Source organism: Streptomyces sp. NPDC058198 (genome assembly GCF_042882605.1).
Lineage (GTDB): Bacteria > Actinomycetota > Actinomycetes > Streptomycetales > Streptomycetaceae > Streptomyces.
Genome location: NZ_JBHVVP010000017.1, coordinates 19,709 through 38,194, shown reverse-complemented (window position 1 = coordinate 38,194; position 18,486 = coordinate 19,709). Strand labels below are relative to the sequence as shown.

Sequence of the window (18,486 nt, the reverse complement as noted above, 5' to 3'; positions counted from 1 at the left end):
GGCAGTGTAGATGTGGGTGTATGGCCCGACATATGGGCCGATCCTGGGCTCGGGTGCGTTCCGCTCGCGTGTTCTCCGGTCGGCGTCCACCGAGTCGGCGGCGTGAGCACCCACGTACGGCACCCAGGTGGCGCGGACGGTTCGACCGCGAAGCCCTGCGGAAGCCGTCGTCGGAGTGGCGCCGCCGATCCTGGCTGAACGTGCACAGCGTCGCCGGGCAGGTATTCATCCTGCAGCTGGTGATCGTGGTGCTGCTCGTCGCGGCCTCACTCACCTCGCTTCTCCTGCTGTCCCGGCACTACTCCACGACGGAGGCGCGCAACCGCTCGCTCGCCGTCGCCACGACGTTCGCGAACTCGCCGGGGATGGTGGAGGCACTGCACGCCCCCAACCCGACCGCCGTGCTCCAGCCGCGGGCCGAGGTGGTCCGCCAGAGCTCCGGGATGGACTTCGTCGTCGTCCTGACCACGAAGGGCATCCGCCTCACCCACCCCAACCCCGACCGCATCGGGCAGCACTTCGTCGGCACCATCGCGCCGGCGCTGGAGGGGCACAGCGTCACCGAGACCTACCCGGGGACGCTCGGCCCTTCGATACGGGCGGTAACCCCCATCAACGACGCGCAGGGGAAGGTCGTCGGTCTGGTCTCCGCCGGGATCACGGTCAAGAAGGTGAGCGGCCTCGCCAACAACGAGCTGCCGATCCCCATCGGCGCCGCGGCCGCCTCGCTGGCCCTGGCCATGGGCGGAACGGGGCTGGTGAGCAGACGGCTGCGGCGCCAGACCCACGGTCTGGACCCCATCGAGATGACGCGCATGTACGAGCATCACGACGCGGTCCTGCACTCCGTACGGGAAGGGGTGATCATCGTCGGCGGCGACGGCCGGCTGATGCTCGCCAACGACGAGGCACGCCGTCTTCTCGACCTGCCCCCGCATCCGGAGGGCCGGCCCATCACCGACCTCGGCCTGGACCCTCATGTGGCCGAACTGCTGGCTTCGGGGCGCGTCGCCACCGACGAGGTGATGGTGACAGGGAAGCGACTGCTCGCGGTGAACAACCGGCTCACGGACCGTAATGGCGGACCGCCCGGCAGCGTGGCCACGCTCCGGGACTCCACCGAGCTCCGCGCGCTCACCGGCAGCGCGGAAGCGGCACAGGAGCGCCTGAAGCTGCTGTACGACGCCGGCGTGGAGATCGGCACCACCCTCGACGTGGACCGGACCGCCGAGGAGCTGGCCCGGGTGGCGGTCCCGCGCTTCGCCGACTTCGTCACGGTGGATCTCGCGGAGCCCGTCCTGCGCGGCGAGGAGCCGTCGAGGCTGAGCGGCTCCGAGATGCGCCGTACGGCCGTGCTCGGCATCCGCGACGACCACCCCTTCTACCCGGTGGGCAAGCTGTTCTCGTTCATCTCGTCCTCGCCGCAGGCGCGGAGCCTGGAGAACGGGCAGGGAGTCGTCGAACCCGATCTCAGCCAGGCGGACGGATGGCAGTCCCAGGCCCCGAACTGGACGGGCAAGGTCGTCGACTACGGCATCCACTCGCTCGTCACCGCTCCGCTGAGCGCGCGGGGCGTCCCTCTGGGCATGGTCAATTTCTGGCGTTCCGAGAAGCCGGAGCCCTTCGAGGAGGACGACGTCTCCCTCGCCGAGGACCTGGCCTCCCACGCGGCGGTGTGCATCGACAACGCCCGGCGCTACACGCGCGAGCACAGCATGGCGGTGACGCTGCAGCGCAGCCTGCTGCCCCGGGTGCTGCCGGAGCAGAACGCCCTCGATGTCGCCTACCGGTATCTGCCGGCGGAGTCGGGGGTCGGCGGCGACTGGTTCGACATCATCCCGCTGCCAGGCGCCCGGGTGGCGCTGGTCGTGGGGGATGTCGTCGGTCACGGTCTGCACGCGGCCGCGACGATGGGGCGGCTGCGTACGGCGGTCCACAACTTCTCCACGCTGGACCTGCCGCCCGACGAGATCCTCTCGCACCTGGACGAGCTGATCGCCAGCATCGACCAGGACGAGACCATCGGGAACGCCGGCGGCAACGGTTCGCTGGTCACGGGAGCCACCTGCCTGTACGCGATCTACGACCCGGTGACCCGGCGCTGCTCCATGGCGCGCGCCGGCCATCCGCCGCCCGCGCTGGTCCGGCCCGACGGGAGTGTCGAGTTCCTCGATCTGCCGGCCGGGACGCCGCTGGGGCTGGGCGGGCTGCCGTACGAGACGGCCGAGGTGTGGCTGCCGGAGGGCAGCGACCTCGTGCTGTACACCGACGGGCTCATCGAGGACCGCAGCCGGGAGATCGACGAGGGACTCGAGCTGCTGCGGGGTGCGCTGGCCCATCAGAACCGGACCCCTGAGCAGATCTGTACGGCGGTGCTCGACGCGCTGCTGCAGACCCGCCAGAGCGACGACATCGCGCTGATCGTCGCCCGTACCCGCGTGCTGCGTCCCGATCAGATCGCGGAGTGGGAGGTGCCCGCCCACCCCTCGGAGGTCGCCCATGTGCGCGCTTCCGTGGTCCAGCGGCTGGAGGAGTGGGGTCTCGCCGAGGCGGCGTTCACCACGGAGCTCATCCTCAGCGAACTGATCACGAACGCCATGCGCTACGCCACCGGGCCGATCCGGGTACGGCTGCTCCACGACCGCACCCTGATCTGCGAGGTCTCCGACTCCAGCAGCACGTCGCCCCATCTCCGGTACGCGGCGGCGACGGACGAGGGCGGCCGTGGTCTGTTCCTCGTCGCGCAGTTCACCGAACGCTGGGGCACCCGCTACACCCCCGACGGCAAGGTCATCTGGGCCGAGCAGCCGCTGCCCTGAGGCCGTCGGGCCCCCTTCCGGCCCCGCGCACGCCCCGGCCGCGCTGCCCCCGGGCCCGCCGCCCGGGGCGTGCGCTACGGACGGGTCCAGTGCGGATCGCGGCCCGTCGCGGCCAGCAGCACGTCGAACGGGCTCGCGTCCTCCGCCACCGGTACGGGCTCCCCGAACATCCCCATCGAGCGCGCCGTCGGCGCCAGCGCCGCGAACTCCTCCCCGAGCATCGCGACGAGCGCCGCATCCGGCTCGTACGGCTGCCCCGTCGCACGCGCCAGATCCCACCCGTGCACGGTCAGGTCGCCGAGGACCATCGCGCCCACGGTCCTGGACGGCAGCCCCATGGCCCCCGAGGTGCCTTCCTCGGCGCCCGGCGCGTCCCAGGCCTTGATGAGCCGTAGGGTCTCGTCGGCGAACCGGTCACGCCACTCTCCCGTCAGATGCTCGGGGGCGGCGCCGAAGTCGGCGTCCTTCTTGGCGGCCAGCGCCTGGAAGTTCACGACCACCTGGAAGAGATGGTCGGCCAGGGCGTGTACGTCGTACTCACTGCACGGGGTCGGCGCGGTGAGCTGGTCGTCGGTGAGGGCGCGGATGACGGTGACGGCATGGTCGGCCGCCACCTCCAACAGTGTGCTGATCTTGTCGCTCATGTTCTGACCGTATGAACCGACGGCGCGGCGCGTCTTGAACAAACGCGACATAGGATCCGGGGCATGGCAGGTCCACGGCGTGACACCCGGGGCATCGTCGACGCCCCCGAGCTTTTCGCGCGGGTACGCTTCCGCCGCCGCGAGCCGGCCCCGGACCTGCGGCCGTATCTGGAGCACTACTGGCTGATCGACTGGGATCTGGCGCAGCCGTACGCCTCCCATGTGGTGCCGCATCCCTCGGTGAACGTGGTCTTCCAGCGGTTCGGCGACGGGCCGGGCAGCGCGACCTTCGCGGAGGTCGCGGGCATCGGTCTCGACCTCTTCACACAGAAGCTGGAGGGGCGCGGCCGGGTGTGCGGGGTGCAGTTCAGACCGGGCGGCTTCCGGCCGTTCGCGCCGCGGTGGCCCGTATCGCGGTGGACGGGGCGGCGGGTGCCGCTCGGCGAGGTCATGCCGACGACGGACGCGGACCTCGCGGCGGTGCTCGGCCCGGCCGAGGCCGAGGAGGACGCGCGGGTGGCCGCGCTCGACGCGTATCTGCTGCGCGCCGGCCCGCGGCCGGATCCGCAGGCGGAGCATGCCATGGCCCTGGCCGACCGGATCAGGACGGACCGCACGATCCGGCGCGTGACGCGGCTCGCCGAGGCGGAAGGGGTCTCGGCGCGCTCGCTGCAACGGCTGTTCGCCACGTATGTGGGGGTGGGGCCGAAGTGGGTCATCCTGCGCTACCGCATTCATGAGGCGCTGGAGCGCGCGGAAGGGGGCTCCGAGGGCTCGGCGGAGCCCGGCGCGGAGGTCGACTGGGCGCAGCTGGCCGCCGATCTCGGCTACAGCGATCAGGCACATCTCGTACGGGCCTTCACGGCGACGGTAGGGGTACCCCCGACGGCGTACGCCCGCCCCGGTCCCTAGGTCCTATACGGGTCACGGACGGTCGCCCGTAGCACCGGTCCGGGCCGGATGTCAGACCCCCGTCCTACAGTGCGTGACATGGAGATCAACGCACCGCGGGTAGGACTCGAACCATGGTCGGAGAGCGATCTCGATCTGCTGCGCGCGGCGAACGCCCCGGAGCTGATGAACCATCTCGGCGGCCCCGAGACCGAAGAACAGCTGCTCAAGCGGCACAGACGGTACGTGGACCTGAGCGCCGACCGGACGGGCAAGGGCAGGATGTTCCGGGTCGTGCTGCTGCCGGACGGCGAGGCTGTCGGCACGATCGGGTTCTGGGAGCAGACCTGGCAGGGGCAGCAGGTGTACGAGACGGGCTGGGCGGTGCTCGCCGCGTTCCAGGGGCGGGGCATCGCGGCGGCTGCGACCGCGGCCGTCGTGGAGCGGGCGCGGGCCGAGAAGAAGCACCGCTATCTGCACGCCTTCCCGTCCGTCTCCAATCCCCCGTCGAACGCGCTCTGCCGCAGGGCGGGGTTCTCGCTCCAGGACGAATGCGAGGTCGAGTACCCGCCGGGCCACGTGATGCACTGCAACGACTGGCGACTGGAGCTCACCTGACGGGCGGCACCCTCAGCCGACGGTGGCGGCGAACCGGCCTCAGTCGACGGTGGCGGCGAACGGGCCTCCGGCGCCGAAGACCGCCTCGGCGAAGCGTTCGCCGATGCGGCGGTGGCCGGCCGTGTCCGGGTGGAGGCCGTCAGGCAGCGGCAGCTCGGCGTAGTCCGCCTCGCCGTACAGCGCACGGCCGTCGAGGTAGTGCAGGTTCGGATCGTCGGCAGCCCGCCGGGCGGTGATGCGGGCGAGCTCGTCCCGGATGACGTTCAGCGTCAGCCGCCCGGGCTCCGACGGATCGCCCAGCGCCCGGAACCGCAGCCTCCCGCCGTCGAACTCGGGTGCGATCGGGCCCGGGGTGTCCTCCTGGAAGGGGCACAGGATCGGGGAGACCACCAGCAGCGGCGTATCGGGGTGCCCCTCGCGGATGGTGTCGAGGAAGCCGTGGACCGCCGGGCCGAACGCGCGCAGCCGCATCAGATCGGTGTTGACCAGGTTGATACCGATCTTGACGCTGATCAGGTCCGCGGGGGCGTCCCGCAGGGCGCGCGCGGTGAACGGGTCGAGCAGGGCGTTGCCGCCCAGGCCCAGGTTGGTCAGCTCCACACCGCCGAGGGCGGCGACCAGCGCGGGCCAGATCTCGGTGGGGCCGTCGGCGTTGGAGCCGTGGCTGATCGAACTGCCGTGGTGCAGCCACACCCTGCGGCCGCTCTCCGGCGCGGCCTCGACCGGGGCGTCGGTGCGCAGGGCTATCAGCTCGGTGATCTCCGTGTGCGGCAGCCAGATCTCGATGTCCTTCTCACCGGCGGGCAGGCCGGCGAACCGGGCGGTGCCGGGCGGCCCGGGGCTGATCTCGGCGGACTGGGTGGCCAGGTCGACGGTGAGGACGTTGCCGCCGGCCACGCTGGTGCGGCCGGCCCGGCGACCGTCGACGAGCAGGTCGTACAGCCCGTCCGGCCGGGGCGGGGCGCCGGGGTAGACGGTCTTGGTGGGGAGCACGTCCAGCTCGACGACGCGGGCGCGGGTGCGGAAGGCCAGCCGCACTCCGGAGGGCTGGGTCTCGACCCTCTCCAGGTAGGCGTCGGGGAACTGACCGCGGGCCCGGGCGGGCAGCCGATGCGGCAGCACGCCCCGCGCGGTGCGTTCCACCTCCAGAGCCCCGCGCAGCAGGCGGGCGTCGACGGGGGTGGTGATCCACCCGCTCGCGCCGGCCGGCATGCGGTCGCCGGGGGCATCATCAGAGACGTCGCCGGAGGCATCGTCAGAGACGTTGTCAGGGGCGTCGCCGGGCGGGAGGCTCATGATCGCAGCCTGCCAAGGGGATCCCCGATCCGCATCTGGATTTTCCGCCCGCGCACGGGGCTCACGCCTCGGTGATCCTGGCCACGAAGGCATCCAGATTGCCCGACATCCGCGCGAGGCGCTCGTCCAGGGTCAGGGACTCCTCGTACCGCCCGGAACGCAGCTTCGGCTGCCGCTTGCCCCGCACATACAGGGGGCAGGCGAGGTCCGCGCAGACATAGATGCCGACCGTGTTGCCCTCGCGGCCCCGGGCGCCCGCCAACGGAGCGGCCAGCAAGGTGACCCCGGAGGAAGCGTGACCCGTCAGACAGATCTGGCACAGACTCGACTTCATCGCACTGGTGCGGCCCACGGAGGGCACCCGCAGAGATATCCCCAGCGGCCCCTGCGCCCCGGACAGCACGAGATGTGCCCGCAGCGGCGCCCCCGGATCCACCCACCCCAAGAAGTCCAGGTCCCCCCAGGGCAGTTCGGCGAAGTCGAGCGGCAGCCGCAGCCGCGCCGCCTCGCCCTTGGTGCAGTTCACGAAGGATGAGCGGATCTGTTTCTCGGTGAGTGGTTCCACGGGCATCGACCCTATGCCCGCCCCGATCGGCCCGCATCGCAATATCCGCGTGATCCTCCAGGTCGCGGCCGACGCCACCACGCCCGGAAAGCCCTGGCTCCTTCGCCACGTCCAATGACATCCTGACGAGGTGAACGGACCCGAGATCCAGATCGATTTCGCCCCTGAGCTGCGCCTCTTCGTCGCGGCCGAACGGCGTCAGGGGCGTACGGCCCTCCTCACCGACGGCTCGTCCACGCTCGGCCATGCCGTCGAATCCCTCGGCGTCCCGCTCACCGAAGTCGGTCCGCTGCTGGTCGACGGCCGCGACGTGCCCGTCTCCCACATCCCCGCCGCGGGCGAATCCGTGGAGGTGCGGGCCGTGGAGCGGCCGCAGCGGGTGCCGGGAGCGCCCCTGCGCTTTCTGCTCGACGTGCACCTCGGCACGCTCGCGCGGCGACTGCGGCTGCTGGGCATCGACGCGGCGTACGAGAACGAGGACCTCGGAGATCCCGCGCTGGCCACCCTCTCCGCGGCGGAGCGCCGGGTGATGCTGTCCCGCGACCGGGGACTGCTGCGGCGGCGCGAGATCTGGGCGGGGGCGTACATCTACAGCGACCGCCCCGACGACCAGCTCCGGGACGTACTGGAACGCTTCGCGCCCGCCCTCGCGCCATGGACCCGCTGCACCGCCTGCAACGGCGAGCTGGGCCCGGCCGACAAGGAGTCCGTCCAGGAGCAGCTGAAGGACGGCACGCAGCGTTCGTACGACGTCTTCGCGCAGTGCACGGCGTGCGGGCGGGTGTACTGGCGGGGCGCGCACCACGCACGGCTGGCGGCGATCGTCGAAGACGCCGTACGCGAATTCGGCGCCGCCGCGGCGTAGCCACCACCGACGGAGGCCGAACGGCGACGGGGTCAGCAGCCGGCTCAGAAGGCGTACGGATCCCCCGTGTCGGGCGTCAGCACCCGGTGCTGATGGTTCTCGGGATTACGGTCGCTCGCGCCGCCGTTCCACGCGGTGTCGATCCGTACGACCACCTCGGCGGGGCTGCCGGCCGTCCTGAGGTCGAGAGTGATCTCACGGCCCCGCCCGTCCGCCCGGAGCTGCCCCGTACGGCACAGCACCGTCCGGTCGCCGCCCCAGAGGCAGTCGGCGGGCAGCGCCTGGCCGCGCGCCAGAGGGGCCGAGAAGTCCAGCCGTACGGTCGCGTCCGTCAGCCCGGACGGGCCGTGATTCTCGGGCCGGAGCCGGACCGCCAGCTGCCCGCTCCACAGCGACGCGTGCCCGTGGTGCGCCACATCGGCCTCCGGCGCGACGGCCCGGTCCGCACCGATAACGCCATCGGCACCCTCGGCGCCGGCGGCTCCGGCACCCGCGCTCATCACCACCGCCGTGGTGGCGGACACCCCCACCAGCAGCGCTTTGCTCATCACACCCATAGCCGGAAGATATCGATCATCACACCGCAATCCCGACCACCCGTCGGCCCGACGCGCCTCTGATCACCCACATGGCAGGCTTTCCCCATGCTCGTGCTCCGCTCCGCCGCCCTCTTCCTCGTCGCCGCGCTTTTCGAGATCGGCGGCGCCTGGCTCGTCTGGCAGGGGGTACGCGGCGACGGCACCGGCGGCGGACGCGGCTGGATCTGGATCGGCGCCGGGGTCATCGCCCTCGGCGCCTACGGCTTTGTCGCCACGCTCCAGCCGGACGGCGAGTTCGGCCGCATCCTCGCCGCGTACGGCGGGGTCTTCGTCGCCGGCTCGATCGTCTGGGGCATGGTCGCCGACGGCTACCGCCCGGACCGCTGGGACGTCACGGGAGCGCTGGTCTGCCTGGCCGGTATGGCGCTGATCATGTACGCACCGCGCGGCCACTGACCCGCCGGGGCCGTGATCCGAACACCTATCCTGGTCTGACATCGATCACACGCGCGAGGAGTACGTCATGACCGCCGCGGGGAACCCCATCGCCGTCATCACCGGAGCGAGCAGCGGCATCGGCGCCGCCACCGCCCGACAGCTCGCCGCCGCCGGCTACCACGTCGTCGTCACCGCCCGCCGCAAGGACCGTATCGAGGCGCTCGCCGCGGAGCTCACCGCCGCCGGCCACCGCGCCACCGCCTACGCCCTCGATGTCACCGACCGCCCGGCCGTCGACGCCTTCGCCACCGAGCTCGGCGGCTTCCCCTCCGTGGACGTCCTGGTCAACAACGCCGGCGGCGCCCTGGGCGCCGACCCGGTCGCGACCGGCGACCCCGCCGACTGGCGTCAGATGTACGAGACGAACGTCCTCGGCACGCTCAACCTCACCCAGGCCCTGCTTCCGGCCCTCACCGCGAGCGGCGACGGCACGGTCGTCATCATCTCCTCCACCGCCGGCCTCGCCACCTACGAGGGCGGCGCGGGCTACGTCGCCGCCAAGCACGGCGCCCACGTCCTCGCCGAGACCCTCCGCCTGGAAATCGTCGGCACCCCGGTCCGGGTGATCGAGGTCGCCCCCGGCATGGTCAAGACGGAGGAGTTCGCGACCACCCGCTTCAACGGCGACACCGAGAAGGCCGCGAAGGTCTACGCGGGCGTGGCCGAGCCCCTCACCGCCGACGATGTGGCCGACACCATCACCTGGGCGGTCACCCGCCCCAGCCACGTCAACATCGACCTCCTGGTAATCCGCCCCCGCGCCCAGGCCTCCAACTCCAAGGTCCACCGAGAGCTGTGACGCGCCGAAAGGCCGGCCCCAGGCGGAAAGCCTGGGGCCGGCCGGCCCCCGTTGCATCGAGGCGCGCTGTCCCCGTGCGCCTCAGCCCTTTACGCAGATGGCCTGCTTCAGCTTCTCCACCACCTCGACCAGGTCCCGCTGCTGGTCGATGACCTGCTCGATCGGCTTGTACGCGGCCGGGATCTCGTCCACGACGCCGGAGTCCTTGCGGCACTCCACACCCCGTGTCTGCTCCTCCAGGTCCCGCGTCGAGAACTGCCGCTTCGCCGCGCTGCGGCTCAGGCGACGGCCGGCGCCGTGCGAGGCCGAGTTGAAGGCGGCGGTGTTTCCGAGACCCTTGACGATGTATGTGCCGGTGGCCATCGAGCCGGGGATGATCCCGTAGTCACCGGAGCCCGCACGGATCGCGCCCTTACGCGTGACCAGCAGGTCCATGCCGTCGTACCGTTCCTCGGCGACATAGTTGTGATGGCAGCTGATTTCCTGCTCGAAAGTGACCCGGGCCTTCTTGAACTCCTTCCGGATCACATCCTTGAGCAGCCCCATCATGATCGCGCGGTTGTGCTTCGCGTATTCCTGCGCCCAGAAGAGGTCATTGCGGTAGGCCGCCATCTGCGGCGTGTCCGAGACGAAGACGGCCAGGTCACGGTCGACCAGCCCCTGGTTGTGCGACAGCTTCTGTGCCACACCGATGTGGTGCTCGGCCAGTTCCTTGCCGATGTTCCGGGAGCCGGAGTGGAGCGTGAGCCATACCGATCCCTTGGAATCGAGACTCACTTCAATGTGGTGATTTCCGGATCCGAGCGTTCCCATCTGCTTCGTGGCACGCCCCTGACGGAATTTGACCGAATCGGCCACTCCGTCGAACCGCCCCCAGAAGTCGTCCCACCCCGCCGTCGGGAAGCCGTGCAGCCGGCCCGGGTCCACCGGGTCGTCGTGCATTCCGCGGCCCACCGGGATGGCCTGTTCGATCTTGGAGCGCAGGCGGGACAGATCGCCCGGCAGATGGTTCGCCGTCAGGGAGGTCTTCACCGCGGACATTCCGCAGCCGATGTCCACCCCCACCGCCGCCGGACAGACCGCGCCGTGCATCGCGATCACCGAGCCGACCGTCGCGCCCTTGCCGTAGTGCACGTCCGGCATCACGGCGAGGCCCTTGATCCAGGGCAGGGTGGCGACATTGCGCAACTGCTGCATCGCGCCGTCGTCGACCGACGCGGGGTCCGCCCACATACGGATCGGGACCTTCGCCCCGGGCAGCTCTACATACGACATTGTTCCTCAATTCCCCCGAAAAGTCTGATAGCGCAAAAACCGGAGCCAGGGCGGTCAAAGGAGACAGCCGACCAGCGTCGACGGCGTTGCGTGCGATAGACATTGTGTCCATCGACCGCCATCGGGCGGCAAACGGTTTTCGCGTGGCACCCCGCGCGGAACCCCGTACAGAAGGGAGCCCGGGACCGTGCAGCCAAAGGCGCGAAGGGCGTACGTACCCGGCCTGGCGGCGCTCCTCGTGGCGGTCGTCGCCGGCTGCTCGGCCGGCAGCGACGGCGACAGCTCCGCCACCGACGCCAAGCCCGGCAGCCCCACCCCGTCCGCGGCGCCGCCCGGCAAGTACCGCACGCTCAACGAGCCCTGCGGCTCCGTGCCGCGCGCGACGCTCAAGGAGCTGCTGCCCGGGGCCGCCTCGCTCCCCGAGGACCAGCAGGAGAAGGTGTACGGGGGCACGGCCTCGGTCACGTACGACACCGACCGCCGCGTCGGCTGCAGCTGGAAGGCCGATTCCGCCGCCGCCTCGCACCAGCTGGTGATCGACCTCGAACGCGTGGTGTCGTACGACCCGGCCGTGAGCGACGACGACCGGGCGCAGGATGTGTACGCGAAGAAGGAGAGCGTCGCGGCGCTGCCGTCGCCCGACGACCCCCGCGACGAGAAGGCGTCACAGCCGCCGAGCGGCCCGCCCCCCGCGTCGGGGACGGAGGCGGAGACAGAGACGGACTCGGGCAAAACGACGCAGACCGGACCCGGTCCCGACTCCGGTCCCGATTCCGATGCCGCCGGCGAGTCGACCACCCCCTCCACGTCCCCGTCCGACACCGTGCCGGCCGAGGGACTTGAGCCCCGCCGGCTGGACGGCCTCGGCGACGCCGCCTTCCTGGACGACGTCCTCGCCCGGTCGGGGTCGGCCGCTCAGCACCGCACCGTGAGCGTGGTGTTCCGCACATCGAATGTGATCGTGACCGTCCGGTACACCGAGCAGGCCGCCCATCCCGCCGAGATCCCCGACAGCCAAGAACTGCAGGACAGGGCACGGGGGCTGGCCCGGAAGCTCGTCGAGCAGCTCAACGAATAGCTGTCTCCGATCGCGCCGCGGATCCTCCGCCGACGGAGGACGGAGTCCGGTTCCCGGGCCCGCGGACCCGGCTCGGCGGTTACCGTGGCCGATCGGACCGTACGACCAATGACTGAAGGAACCATGCGCCGATCAGCCTCGCGACTCACCCGCATACTCGCCTGCGCAGCCGTTCCGGTGATGCTCGTCGCCGCCGGCTGCTCGTCCGATTCCGACAGTGACGCGGACGGCTCCGCCTCGCCGAGCGCCAAGCCGTCCGCCTCCGTCGCGCCCGCCAAGTACAGCGAGCTTCCCGACGCGTGCAAGACGATCGGCCGCAAGACGATCGACTCGCTCGTCCCGAAGGCGAAGGTCAAGGGTGGTACGTCCGGAAAGTCCAGTGATGTCGCCAGTCGCGGCAGTTGCTCCTGGAACGGCCTTGACGACAAGGGCGTCAAGGGCTCGCAGTATCGCTGGCTCGTGGTCTCGCTCGTGCGGTACGACTCCGATGTGAGCCTCGGCAGCGGCGCGAAGCGCGCCGGCGCGTTCTACGCGAAGCAGGTGGCCGACGCGCAGGCCACGGAGGGCGCGAAGGACGTGAAGTCGGCCCCGTCGAGCGGTATCGGCGACCAGGCGACGACGGTGACGTACAGCCTGAAGAAGACGGACGAGGAGTTCTCGTACGCCACGGTCGTGGCCCGTACGGAGAACGCGGTCGTCACGCTCACCTACAACGGCGCGGGTTACGCGGGCGCGAAGTCCCCGAGCATCGCCGATATGACGAAGGACGCGGCGACGGCGGCCAAGGAGGCGGTGGCGGCGGTCGCCGGCGGCTCCGGGGAGGCGCCGGCCGCCAAGGAGAGCTCAAAGGCTTCGTAGCCGCAGGCGCAGGCGCGGGCGAAGTCGGGGGCCTAATCGCGGGCCCGGTCGGGGGCCGTTTTCTCCGCTTTTCCGTGGGGCCGGGCCCTTCCCGCCGGGCCGGGCCCGGCTCCCCGCGCCACGCCCCGCGCACACATGTGCCAGGCTGTGCCCGCCAGATGTCGGGTCGTCGCGTACCGGTTGTCACGTACCTGACGTCGAATACGGGGTCGAACACGGTTCGGATACGGGTCGAATACGGGAGGGGTCGCGGGTGGCCGCGATGCAGCTCACACGCACGCACCGGATACTCATCGGGGTCGTGGTCGCCGGAGCGGTGGTCATCGCCGCGATCGGTTTCGCGGGGTCGTACGCCGCCGTTCGCGAACTCGCGGAGGAGAAGGGCTTCGGGAAGTTCTCGCTGGTCTTCCCGATCGGTATCGACGCGGGGATCTGCGTCCTGCTCGCGCTCGACCTCCTGCTGACCTGGATCCGTATCCCCTTCCCGCTGCTGCGCCAGTCGGCATGGATTCTGACGACCGCCACCATCGCCTTCAACGGCGCGGCCGCCTGGCCCGACCCGCTGGGCGTCGGGATGCACGCGGTGATCCCGCTCCTCTTCATCGTCTCCGTCGAGGCCGCGCGCCACGCGGTCGGCCGGATCGCGGACATCACCGCCGACAAGCACATGGAAGGTGTACGGCTCACCCGCTGGCTGCTCTCGCCGATCCCCACGTTCAAGCTGTGGCGCCGGATGAAGCTGTGGGAGCTGCGTTCGTACGAGCAGGTCATCAAGCTCGAACAGGACCGGCTCATCTACCAGTCGCGCCTCCAGGCCCGGTTCGGCCGCAACTGGCGCCGTAAGGCGCCCGTCGAGTCGCTGATGCCGCTGCGGCTCGCGAAGTACGGCGTACCGCTCGCGAACACCGCTCCCGCGGGTCTGGCCGCCGCCGGTATCGACCCGGCGCTGCTGCCGCCCGCGCCGGCGCCGGCCGAACTGCCCAAGGGCCAGGGCGAGATACCGGCGCAGGCGCAGCCGCAGCTCCCGGACCGGGCCCCGGCCCATGCCGAGACTCGGTCCGAGACCCAGGCAGAGACCCGGCCCGAAGCCCCGGTCCAAGCTCCGGTCCAGGCCCACCTCCAGGCACCGGCTCCGGCCCAGGCCCCGCTCCACGCGCAGATACCGGCCCAGCGCGCCGGCGAACAGACCCAGGCCGCCCACCCGGCGCAGGCCGCTCCCTCCGGACAGGGCCCTGGACAGTACCCAGGACAGGCCGCCGGACAGGCTCCCGGACAGGGGCAGGACGAGTGGCAGCAGGCGGCTCCCGCGCCGCAGTCGAGCCCGTGGTTCGCGGCCCCGCCGGTGGCGGAGGGGGCGTACGAGGGCGCGTACAACCCGACGTACATCGAGGGCCTGGAGCCCACGCCGGTGATGATCCCCTCGGGCCCCGGCCGCAGCCGCCCGCTCGGTGGCGTGCCCGGTCAGCGTGCGGAGGGGCCGTACCCGGGCATGGAGCAGGCACCGCAGCAGCAGTACGCGGGCCCCGGCCCCGACGGCCAGCTGCCGCCGGAGGCCGACCTCGACGACCTGCCCGCCGACGATCAGCCCGAGGAACTGCCCGTCCCCGGCCTGCCCGACGGCGTCACCCGCGAGGAGGCGTACCTCAACGCCTTCCGGAAGTACGTCAGTGAGCGCGGCGACTTCCCCAATAGCCGCCAGTTCGGGCTGTACTTGATGGACCTGTACGGCGTCACGGGGCGCACCGGCGGTCCGCTGACCGAGAGTTCGCTCCGGCCCTATCTGAAGGACTTCCGCTACCGCTACCAGTCGGATCTGGACGCCGAGCACATCGCGTAACCCCGTCGGACACCTCGCCCGATCACCTCGCCCGACCCCAGTCACGCGTACGGCGGAGGGCCCCCACCCGGCTGAACGGATGAGGGCCCTCCGAAGACCCGCGGATCAGGCGCCGAGCAGCTTCCTCACCCGGTCCGCCCCCACCGCCAGCAGCAGCGTGGGCAGCCGCGGTCCGGTGTCGCGGCCGACCAGCAGCTGGTAGAGCACCGCGAAGAAGGACCGCTGCGCGATCTTCAGCTCGGGGGTCGGCTTGGCGTCCGGCGCCAGGCCCGCCATCGTCTTCGGCACGCCGTACACAAGCGTCGTCAGCCCGTCCAGCGACCAGTGGCTGTCCAGACCCGCCAGCAGCAGCCGGAGCGACTCCCGCCCCTGCTCGTCCAGCGAGTCCAGCAGCTCGTGGTCCGGCTCGGCGCGCACGATCGTGCGGGCCTCCGCCGGCACCTGGCTGGTGATCCAGTTCTCCGCCCGGTCGAGCCGCGGCCGCACCTCGTCCAGCGAGGTCAGCGGACGGTCCGGGTCCAGCTCGCTCAGGATCCGCAGCGTCTGCTCCTCGGCACCGGCCGTGATGTCCACGACCGAGGCCAGCGTGCGGTACGGCAGCGGGCGCGGCGTACGCGGCAGCTCACCGGCCGCCGTGCCCGTGGCGCGGGCGTACGCGGCGGCGTCGGCCGGCAGTACGGTGCCGTCGGCGACCTTGCGCTCCAGCGCGTCCCACTCGTCGTACAGCCGCTGGATCTCCTGGTCGAAGGCGATCTTGAACGACTGGTTGGGCCTGCGCCGCGCGTACAGCCAGCGCAGCAGCGGCGCCTCCATGATCTTCAGCGCGTCGGCCGGGGTCGGCACCCCGCCCTTGCTCGACGACATCTTCGCCATCCCGGAGATCCCCACGAAGGCGTACATCGGGCCGATCGGCTGCACACCGTCGAAGACCTCGCGCACGATCTGCCCGCCGACGACGAACGACGACCCGGGCGAGGAGTGGTCGACGCCGGAGGGCTCGAAAATCACGCCTTCGTACGCCCAGCGCATCGGCCAGTCGACCTTCCAGACCAGCTTGCCGCGGTTGAACTCGTTCAGCAGCACCGTCTCGGTGAAGCCGCACTCCGCGCAGGTGTACGTCAGCTCGGTCGTCTCGTCGTCGTACGCGGTGACGGTGGTCAGGTCCTTGCCGCAGCCGCCGCAGTAGGGCTTGTACGGGAAGTAGCCCGCGGAGCCGCCGCCGTCGTCCTCGGCGGCCGCGCCCGAGCCCTCCGCGGCCTCCAGCTCGGCTTCCTCGACCTTCTTCTGGCCCTGCTTCTGGCCCTGCTTCTGCCCCGCGCCCGTCGCGCCCGTCGCGCCTGCCGCTGCGGACTTGTCCTTGTCCTTCGTCCGGTAGCGGTCGAGGATCGCGTCGATGTCCGCGCGGTGCTTCATCGCGTGCAGGATCTGCTCGCGGTACACCCCCGAGGTGTACTGCTCGGTCTGGCTGATGCCGTCGTACTCGACGCCCAGCTCGGCCAGCGACTCCGTCATCGCCGCCTTGAAGTGCTCGGCCCAGTTCGGATACGCCGATCCGGCCGGGGCCGGCACCGAGGTGAGCGGCTTGCCGATGTGCTCGGCCCAGGAAGTGTCCGTGCCAGGGACGCCCGCCGGCACCTTGCGGTACCGGTCGTAGTCGTCCCAGGAGATCAGATGCCGGACTTCGTACCCACGCCTGCGGATCTCGTCCGCGACCAGGTGCGGGGTCATGACCTCGCGCAGATTCCCCAGGTGGATCGGGCCGGAGGGGGAAAGCCCTGACGCGACGACGACCACAGGGGGACCGGCGGCCGCGTGTTTCGTGCCAGACGCACGTCGCTCCGACTCGGCGATGACATCGTCCGCGAAACGGGAGACCCAGTCGGTCTCGGTGCTCTGAGCCACGATCGGCACGTCCTTCTTTCTCGTACGCCGGACAGCTGCGCCGGACAAGTGCGCCGGACACGACGGGCGAGGACCGGCGACAGCCATTCTCCCAGGTCCCTCCGACAGAGCGAAAACGGATTGAAACCCCATGGGATACTGGGGAGGAATCCCCGCACCCGACAGGAACGGCACCAGCCCATGGCCTCGGTCACTTCCCTCGCTTCGACCGTCGATCAGCGCATCGCGGACGCCCTCTCGGCAGCCCTGCCGGAGGCCGGTCCCGCGGACCCGCTGCTGCGACGTAGCGACCGGGCCGATTTCCAGGCCAACGGCATCCTGGCGCTCGCGAAGAAGCTCAAGGGCAACCCGCGCGAGCTGGCGACGCGGGTCGTCTCGTCCCTGCCCGCCCATGATGTGATCAAGGACATCGAGGTCTCAGGACCCGGCTTCCTCAACATCACCGTCACGGACCGGGCGATCATCGAGACCCTCGCGGCCCGCGCGGCGGACGGCCGGCTCGGTGTTCCGCACGCGGAGCGGACGGGCACGACCGTCATCGACTACGCGCAGCCGAACGTGGCCAAGGAGATGCACGTCGGGCATCTGCGGTCCGCCGTGATCGGCGCCGCGATGGTCGAGATCCTGGAGTTCATGGGCGAGAAGGTGATCCGGCGCCATCACATCGGCGACTGGGGCACCCAGTTCGGCATGCTCATCCAGTATCTGATCGAGCATCCGCACGAGCTGGACCACACGGGCGAGGGCGAGGGCGGCGCGGAGGTCTCCGGCGAGGAGGCCATGTCGAACCTCAACCGCCTCTACAAGGCGTCACGCGCGGTCTTCGACTCCGACGAGGAGTTCAAGACGCGGTCCCGCGACCGGGTGGTGGCCCTTCAGGCCGGCGACGAACAGACTCTTGCCCTGTGGCAGCGGTTCGTTGACGAGTCGAAGATCTACTTCTACTCGGTCTTCGACAAGCTGGACATGGAGATCCACGACCCCGACATCGTGGGCGAGTCCGGCTACAACGACATGCTCGAGGAGACCTGCCGCATCCTGGAGGAGACGGGCGTCGCCGTCCGCTCCGAGGGCGCGCTCTGTGTCTTCTTCGACGACGTGAAGGGCCCCGACGGCAACCCCGTACCGCTGATCGTCAAGAAGACCAACGGCGGCTACGGCTACGCGGCCACGGACCTCTCCGCGATCCGGGACCGGGTGCGGAACCTCGACGCCACGACCCTGCTGTACGTGGTCGACGCCCGCCAGTCGCTGCACTTCAAGATGGTCTTCGAGACCGCCCGCAGGGCTGGCTGGCTGAACGACGAGGTGAAGGCCGTCCAGCTGGCGTTCGGCACGGTGCTCGGCAAGGACGGCAAGCCGTTCAAGACCCGTGAGGGCGAGACCGTACGGCTGGTGGACCTGCTGGACGAGGCGGTCGAGCGCGCGACGGCGGTTGTACGGGAAAAGGCCGAGAAGGCGGGGCTCGGCGAGCAGGAGATCATCGAGAACGGGCAGTACGTCGGTATCGGCGCCGTGAAGTACGCGGACCTGTCGACGTCGGCGGTACGGGACTACAAGTTCGACCTGGACCAGATGGTCTCGCTGACCGGCGACACGTCGGTCTACCTCCAGTACGCGTACGCCCGTAACCGGTCCATCCTGCGCAAGGCGGGGGACGCCACGCCCGTCGCGCACCCGGAGCTGGAACTGGCCCCGGCCGAGCGGGCGCTCGGTCTGCACGTGGACCAGTTCGGCGAGGTGCTCGGGGAGGTCGCGTCCTCGTACGAGCCGCACAAGCTGGCGGCGTACCTCTACCAGCTGGCGTCGCTCTACGCGACCTTCTTCGAACAGTGCCCGGTGCTGAAGGCCGAGACGCCCGCGCAGGTCGAGAACCGTCTCTTCCTGTGCGACATCACGGCCCGCACGCTCCAGCAGGGCCTGGCGCTGCTCGGTATCCGGGCCCCCGAGCGGCTCTGACCGGCCGGTCTCCGACCCGCCGGCCTCTCCGACCCGGCGGCCC

The 18,486-nt window shown here is 70.8% G+C and carries 16 protein-coding genes; 10 read left to right on the top strand and 6 right to left on the bottom strand.

The window, feature by feature from the left end:
* Positions 1-32: 32 nt before the first annotated feature.
* Entirely contained in the window at positions 33-2,819 is a 2,787-nt protein-coding gene (locus ACFVWW_RS32020; RefSeq protein WP_386879246.1) for a SpoIIE family protein phosphatase, read from the top strand.
* A 74-nt stretch (positions 2,820-2,893) separates the two neighbouring features.
* On the opposite strand, the gene ACFVWW_RS32015 is transcribed toward ACFVWW_RS32020, so the two are convergent.
* Positions 2,894-3,463, bottom strand: a complete 570-nt coding sequence (locus ACFVWW_RS32015) for a TIGR03086 family metal-binding protein (RefSeq protein WP_384335031.1) — start codon at positions 3,461-3,463, stop codon at positions 2,894-2,896.
* A 63-nt stretch (positions 3,464-3,526) separates the two neighbouring features.
* Here ACFVWW_RS32015 and ACFVWW_RS32010 point away from each other — a divergent pair, with 63 nt between their 5' ends.
* Both ACFVWW_RS32010 and ACFVWW_RS32005 read left to right on the top strand, forming a co-directional pair.
* Positions 3,527-4,375, top strand: coding sequence for a DUF6597 domain-containing transcriptional factor (locus tag ACFVWW_RS32010; protein WP_384185970.1), 849 nt, complete (start codon positions 3,527-3,529; stop codon positions 4,373-4,375).
* Positions 4,376-4,453: 78 nt separating this feature from the next.
* Positions 4,454-4,972 carry a GNAT family N-acetyltransferase gene (locus tag ACFVWW_RS32005; RefSeq protein WP_384185973.1) on the top strand — a complete coding sequence of 173 codons (519 nt, stop codon included), beginning with the start codon at positions 4,454-4,456 and terminating at the stop codon, positions 4,970-4,972.
* Between the two features lie 39 nt (positions 4,973-5,011).
* Here ACFVWW_RS32005 and ACFVWW_RS32000 read toward each other — a convergent pair whose 3' ends face one another.
* On the bottom strand, positions 5,012-6,184 hold the full coding sequence (locus ACFVWW_RS32000) for a GDSL-type esterase/lipase family protein (RefSeq protein WP_386879261.1): 1,173 nt from the start codon (positions 6,182-6,184) through the stop codon (positions 5,012-5,014).
* 145 nt (positions 6,185-6,329) lie between these two features.
* Complete coding sequence (locus ACFVWW_RS31995; protein ID WP_384185979.1) at positions 6,330-6,833, bottom strand: FBP domain-containing protein; 504 nt, start codon at positions 6,831-6,833, stop codon at positions 6,330-6,332.
* A gap of 130 nt (positions 6,834-6,963) precedes the next feature.
* Here ACFVWW_RS31995 and ACFVWW_RS31990 point away from each other — a divergent pair, with 130 nt between their 5' ends.
* Positions 6,964-7,698, top strand: a complete 735-nt coding sequence (locus ACFVWW_RS31990) for a Mut7-C RNAse domain-containing protein (RefSeq protein ID WP_386879247.1) — start codon at positions 6,964-6,966, stop codon at positions 7,696-7,698.
* Positions 7,699-7,742: 44 nt separating this feature from the next.
* On the opposite strand, the gene ACFVWW_RS31985 is transcribed toward ACFVWW_RS31990, so the two are convergent.
* Entirely contained in the window at positions 7,743-8,255 is a 513-nt protein-coding gene (locus ACFVWW_RS31985; protein WP_386879248.1) for a hypothetical protein, read from the bottom strand.
* Positions 8,256-8,342: 87 nt separating this feature from the next.
* Between ACFVWW_RS31985 and ACFVWW_RS31980 the strand changes: the two genes are divergently transcribed.
* A complete protein-coding gene (locus tag ACFVWW_RS31980; RefSeq protein ID WP_384185987.1) occupies positions 8,343-8,693 on the top strand; it encodes a YnfA family protein in 351 nt (116 codons plus the stop codon).
* 67 nt (positions 8,694-8,760) lie between these two features.
* A complete protein-coding gene (locus ACFVWW_RS31975; protein WP_384185990.1) occupies positions 8,761-9,534 on the top strand; it encodes an SDR family NAD(P)-dependent oxidoreductase in 774 nt (257 codons plus the stop codon).
* Between the two features lie 81 nt (positions 9,535-9,615).
* On the opposite strand, the gene ACFVWW_RS31970 is transcribed toward ACFVWW_RS31975, so the two are convergent.
* Positions 9,616-10,809, bottom strand: a complete 1,194-nt coding sequence (locus ACFVWW_RS31970; protein ID WP_384185993.1) for an RtcB family protein — start codon at positions 10,807-10,809, stop codon at positions 9,616-9,618.
* Between the two features lie 187 nt (positions 10,810-10,996).
* On the opposite strand from ACFVWW_RS31970, the gene ACFVWW_RS31965 reads away from it, so the two are divergent.
* From ACFVWW_RS31965 to ACFVWW_RS31955, 3 genes are all read left to right on the top strand, one after another.
* Positions 10,997-11,887: a DUF3558 domain-containing protein gene (locus tag ACFVWW_RS31965; protein ID WP_384335017.1), complete on the top strand. Its 891-nt coding sequence runs from the start codon at positions 10,997-10,999 to the stop codon at positions 11,885-11,887.
* A gap of 123 nt (positions 11,888-12,010) precedes the next feature.
* The gene (locus ACFVWW_RS31960; protein WP_386879249.1) at positions 12,011-12,745 is read left to right on the top strand and encodes a DUF3558 domain-containing protein; all 735 of its coding nucleotides are present in this window, start codon (positions 12,011-12,013) and stop codon (positions 12,743-12,745) included.
* Between the two features lie 253 nt (positions 12,746-12,998).
* Complete coding sequence (locus ACFVWW_RS31955; protein WP_386879250.1) at positions 12,999-14,582, top strand: DUF2637 domain-containing protein; 1,584 nt, start codon at positions 12,999-13,001, stop codon at positions 14,580-14,582.
* Between the two features lie 105 nt (positions 14,583-14,687).
* On the opposite strand, the gene lysS is transcribed toward ACFVWW_RS31955, so the two are convergent.
* Complete coding sequence (gene lysS, locus ACFVWW_RS31950) at positions 14,688-16,493, bottom strand: lysine--tRNA ligase (protein ID WP_386879251.1); 1,806 nt, start codon at positions 16,491-16,493, stop codon at positions 14,688-14,690.
* Positions 16,494-16,664: 171 nt separating this feature from the next.
* On the opposite strand from lysS, the gene argS reads away from it, so the two are divergent.
* Positions 16,665-18,443 carry an arginine--tRNA ligase gene (gene argS / locus ACFVWW_RS31945; RefSeq protein WP_384335005.1) on the top strand — a complete coding sequence of 593 codons (1,779 nt, stop codon included), beginning with the start codon at positions 16,665-16,667 and terminating at the stop codon, positions 18,441-18,443.
* The last annotated feature ends 43 nt before the right edge of the window (positions 18,444-18,486 follow it).

Excerpts from the sequence above, each read along its gene's own strand:
- ACFVWW_RS31960 (WP_386879249.1), top strand. The coding sequence starts at position 12,011 with ATGCGCCGATCAGCCTCGCGACTCACCCGCATACTCGCCTGCGCAGCC.
- ACFVWW_RS32010 (WP_384185970.1), top strand. The coding sequence starts at position 3,527 with ATGGCAGGTCCACGGCGTGACACCCGGGGCATCGTCGACGCCCCCGAG.
- ACFVWW_RS31980 (WP_384185987.1), top strand. The coding sequence starts at position 8,343 with ATGCTCGTGCTCCGCTCCGCCGCCCTCTTCCTCGTCGCCGCGCTTTTC.
- ACFVWW_RS32000 (WP_386879261.1), bottom strand. The coding sequence starts at position 6,184 with ATGCCGGCCGGCGCGAGCGGGTGGATCACCACCCCCGTCGACGCCCGC.
- argS (WP_384335005.1), top strand. The coding sequence starts at position 16,665 with ATGGCCTCGGTCACTTCCCTCGCTTCGACCGTCGATCAGCGCATCGCG.
- ACFVWW_RS31985 (WP_386879248.1), bottom strand. The coding sequence starts at position 8,255 with ATGGGTGTGATGAGCAAAGCGCTGCTGGTGGGGGTGTCCGCCACCACG.
- ACFVWW_RS32020 (WP_386879246.1), top strand. The coding sequence starts at position 33 with ATGGGCCGATCCTGGGCTCGGGTGCGTTCCGCTCGCGTGTTCTCCGGT.
- ACFVWW_RS32015 (WP_384335031.1), bottom strand. The coding sequence starts at position 3,463 with ATGAGCGACAAGATCAGCACACTGTTGGAGGTGGCGGCCGACCATGCC.
- ACFVWW_RS32005 (WP_384185973.1), top strand. The coding sequence starts at position 4,454 with ATGGAGATCAACGCACCGCGGGTAGGACTCGAACCATGGTCGGAGAGC.
- ACFVWW_RS31970 (WP_384185993.1), bottom strand. The coding sequence starts at position 10,809 with ATGTCGTATGTAGAGCTGCCCGGGGCGAAGGTCCCGATCCGTATGTGG.
- ACFVWW_RS31975 (WP_384185990.1), top strand. The coding sequence starts at position 8,761 with ATGACCGCCGCGGGGAACCCCATCGCCGTCATCACCGGAGCGAGCAGC.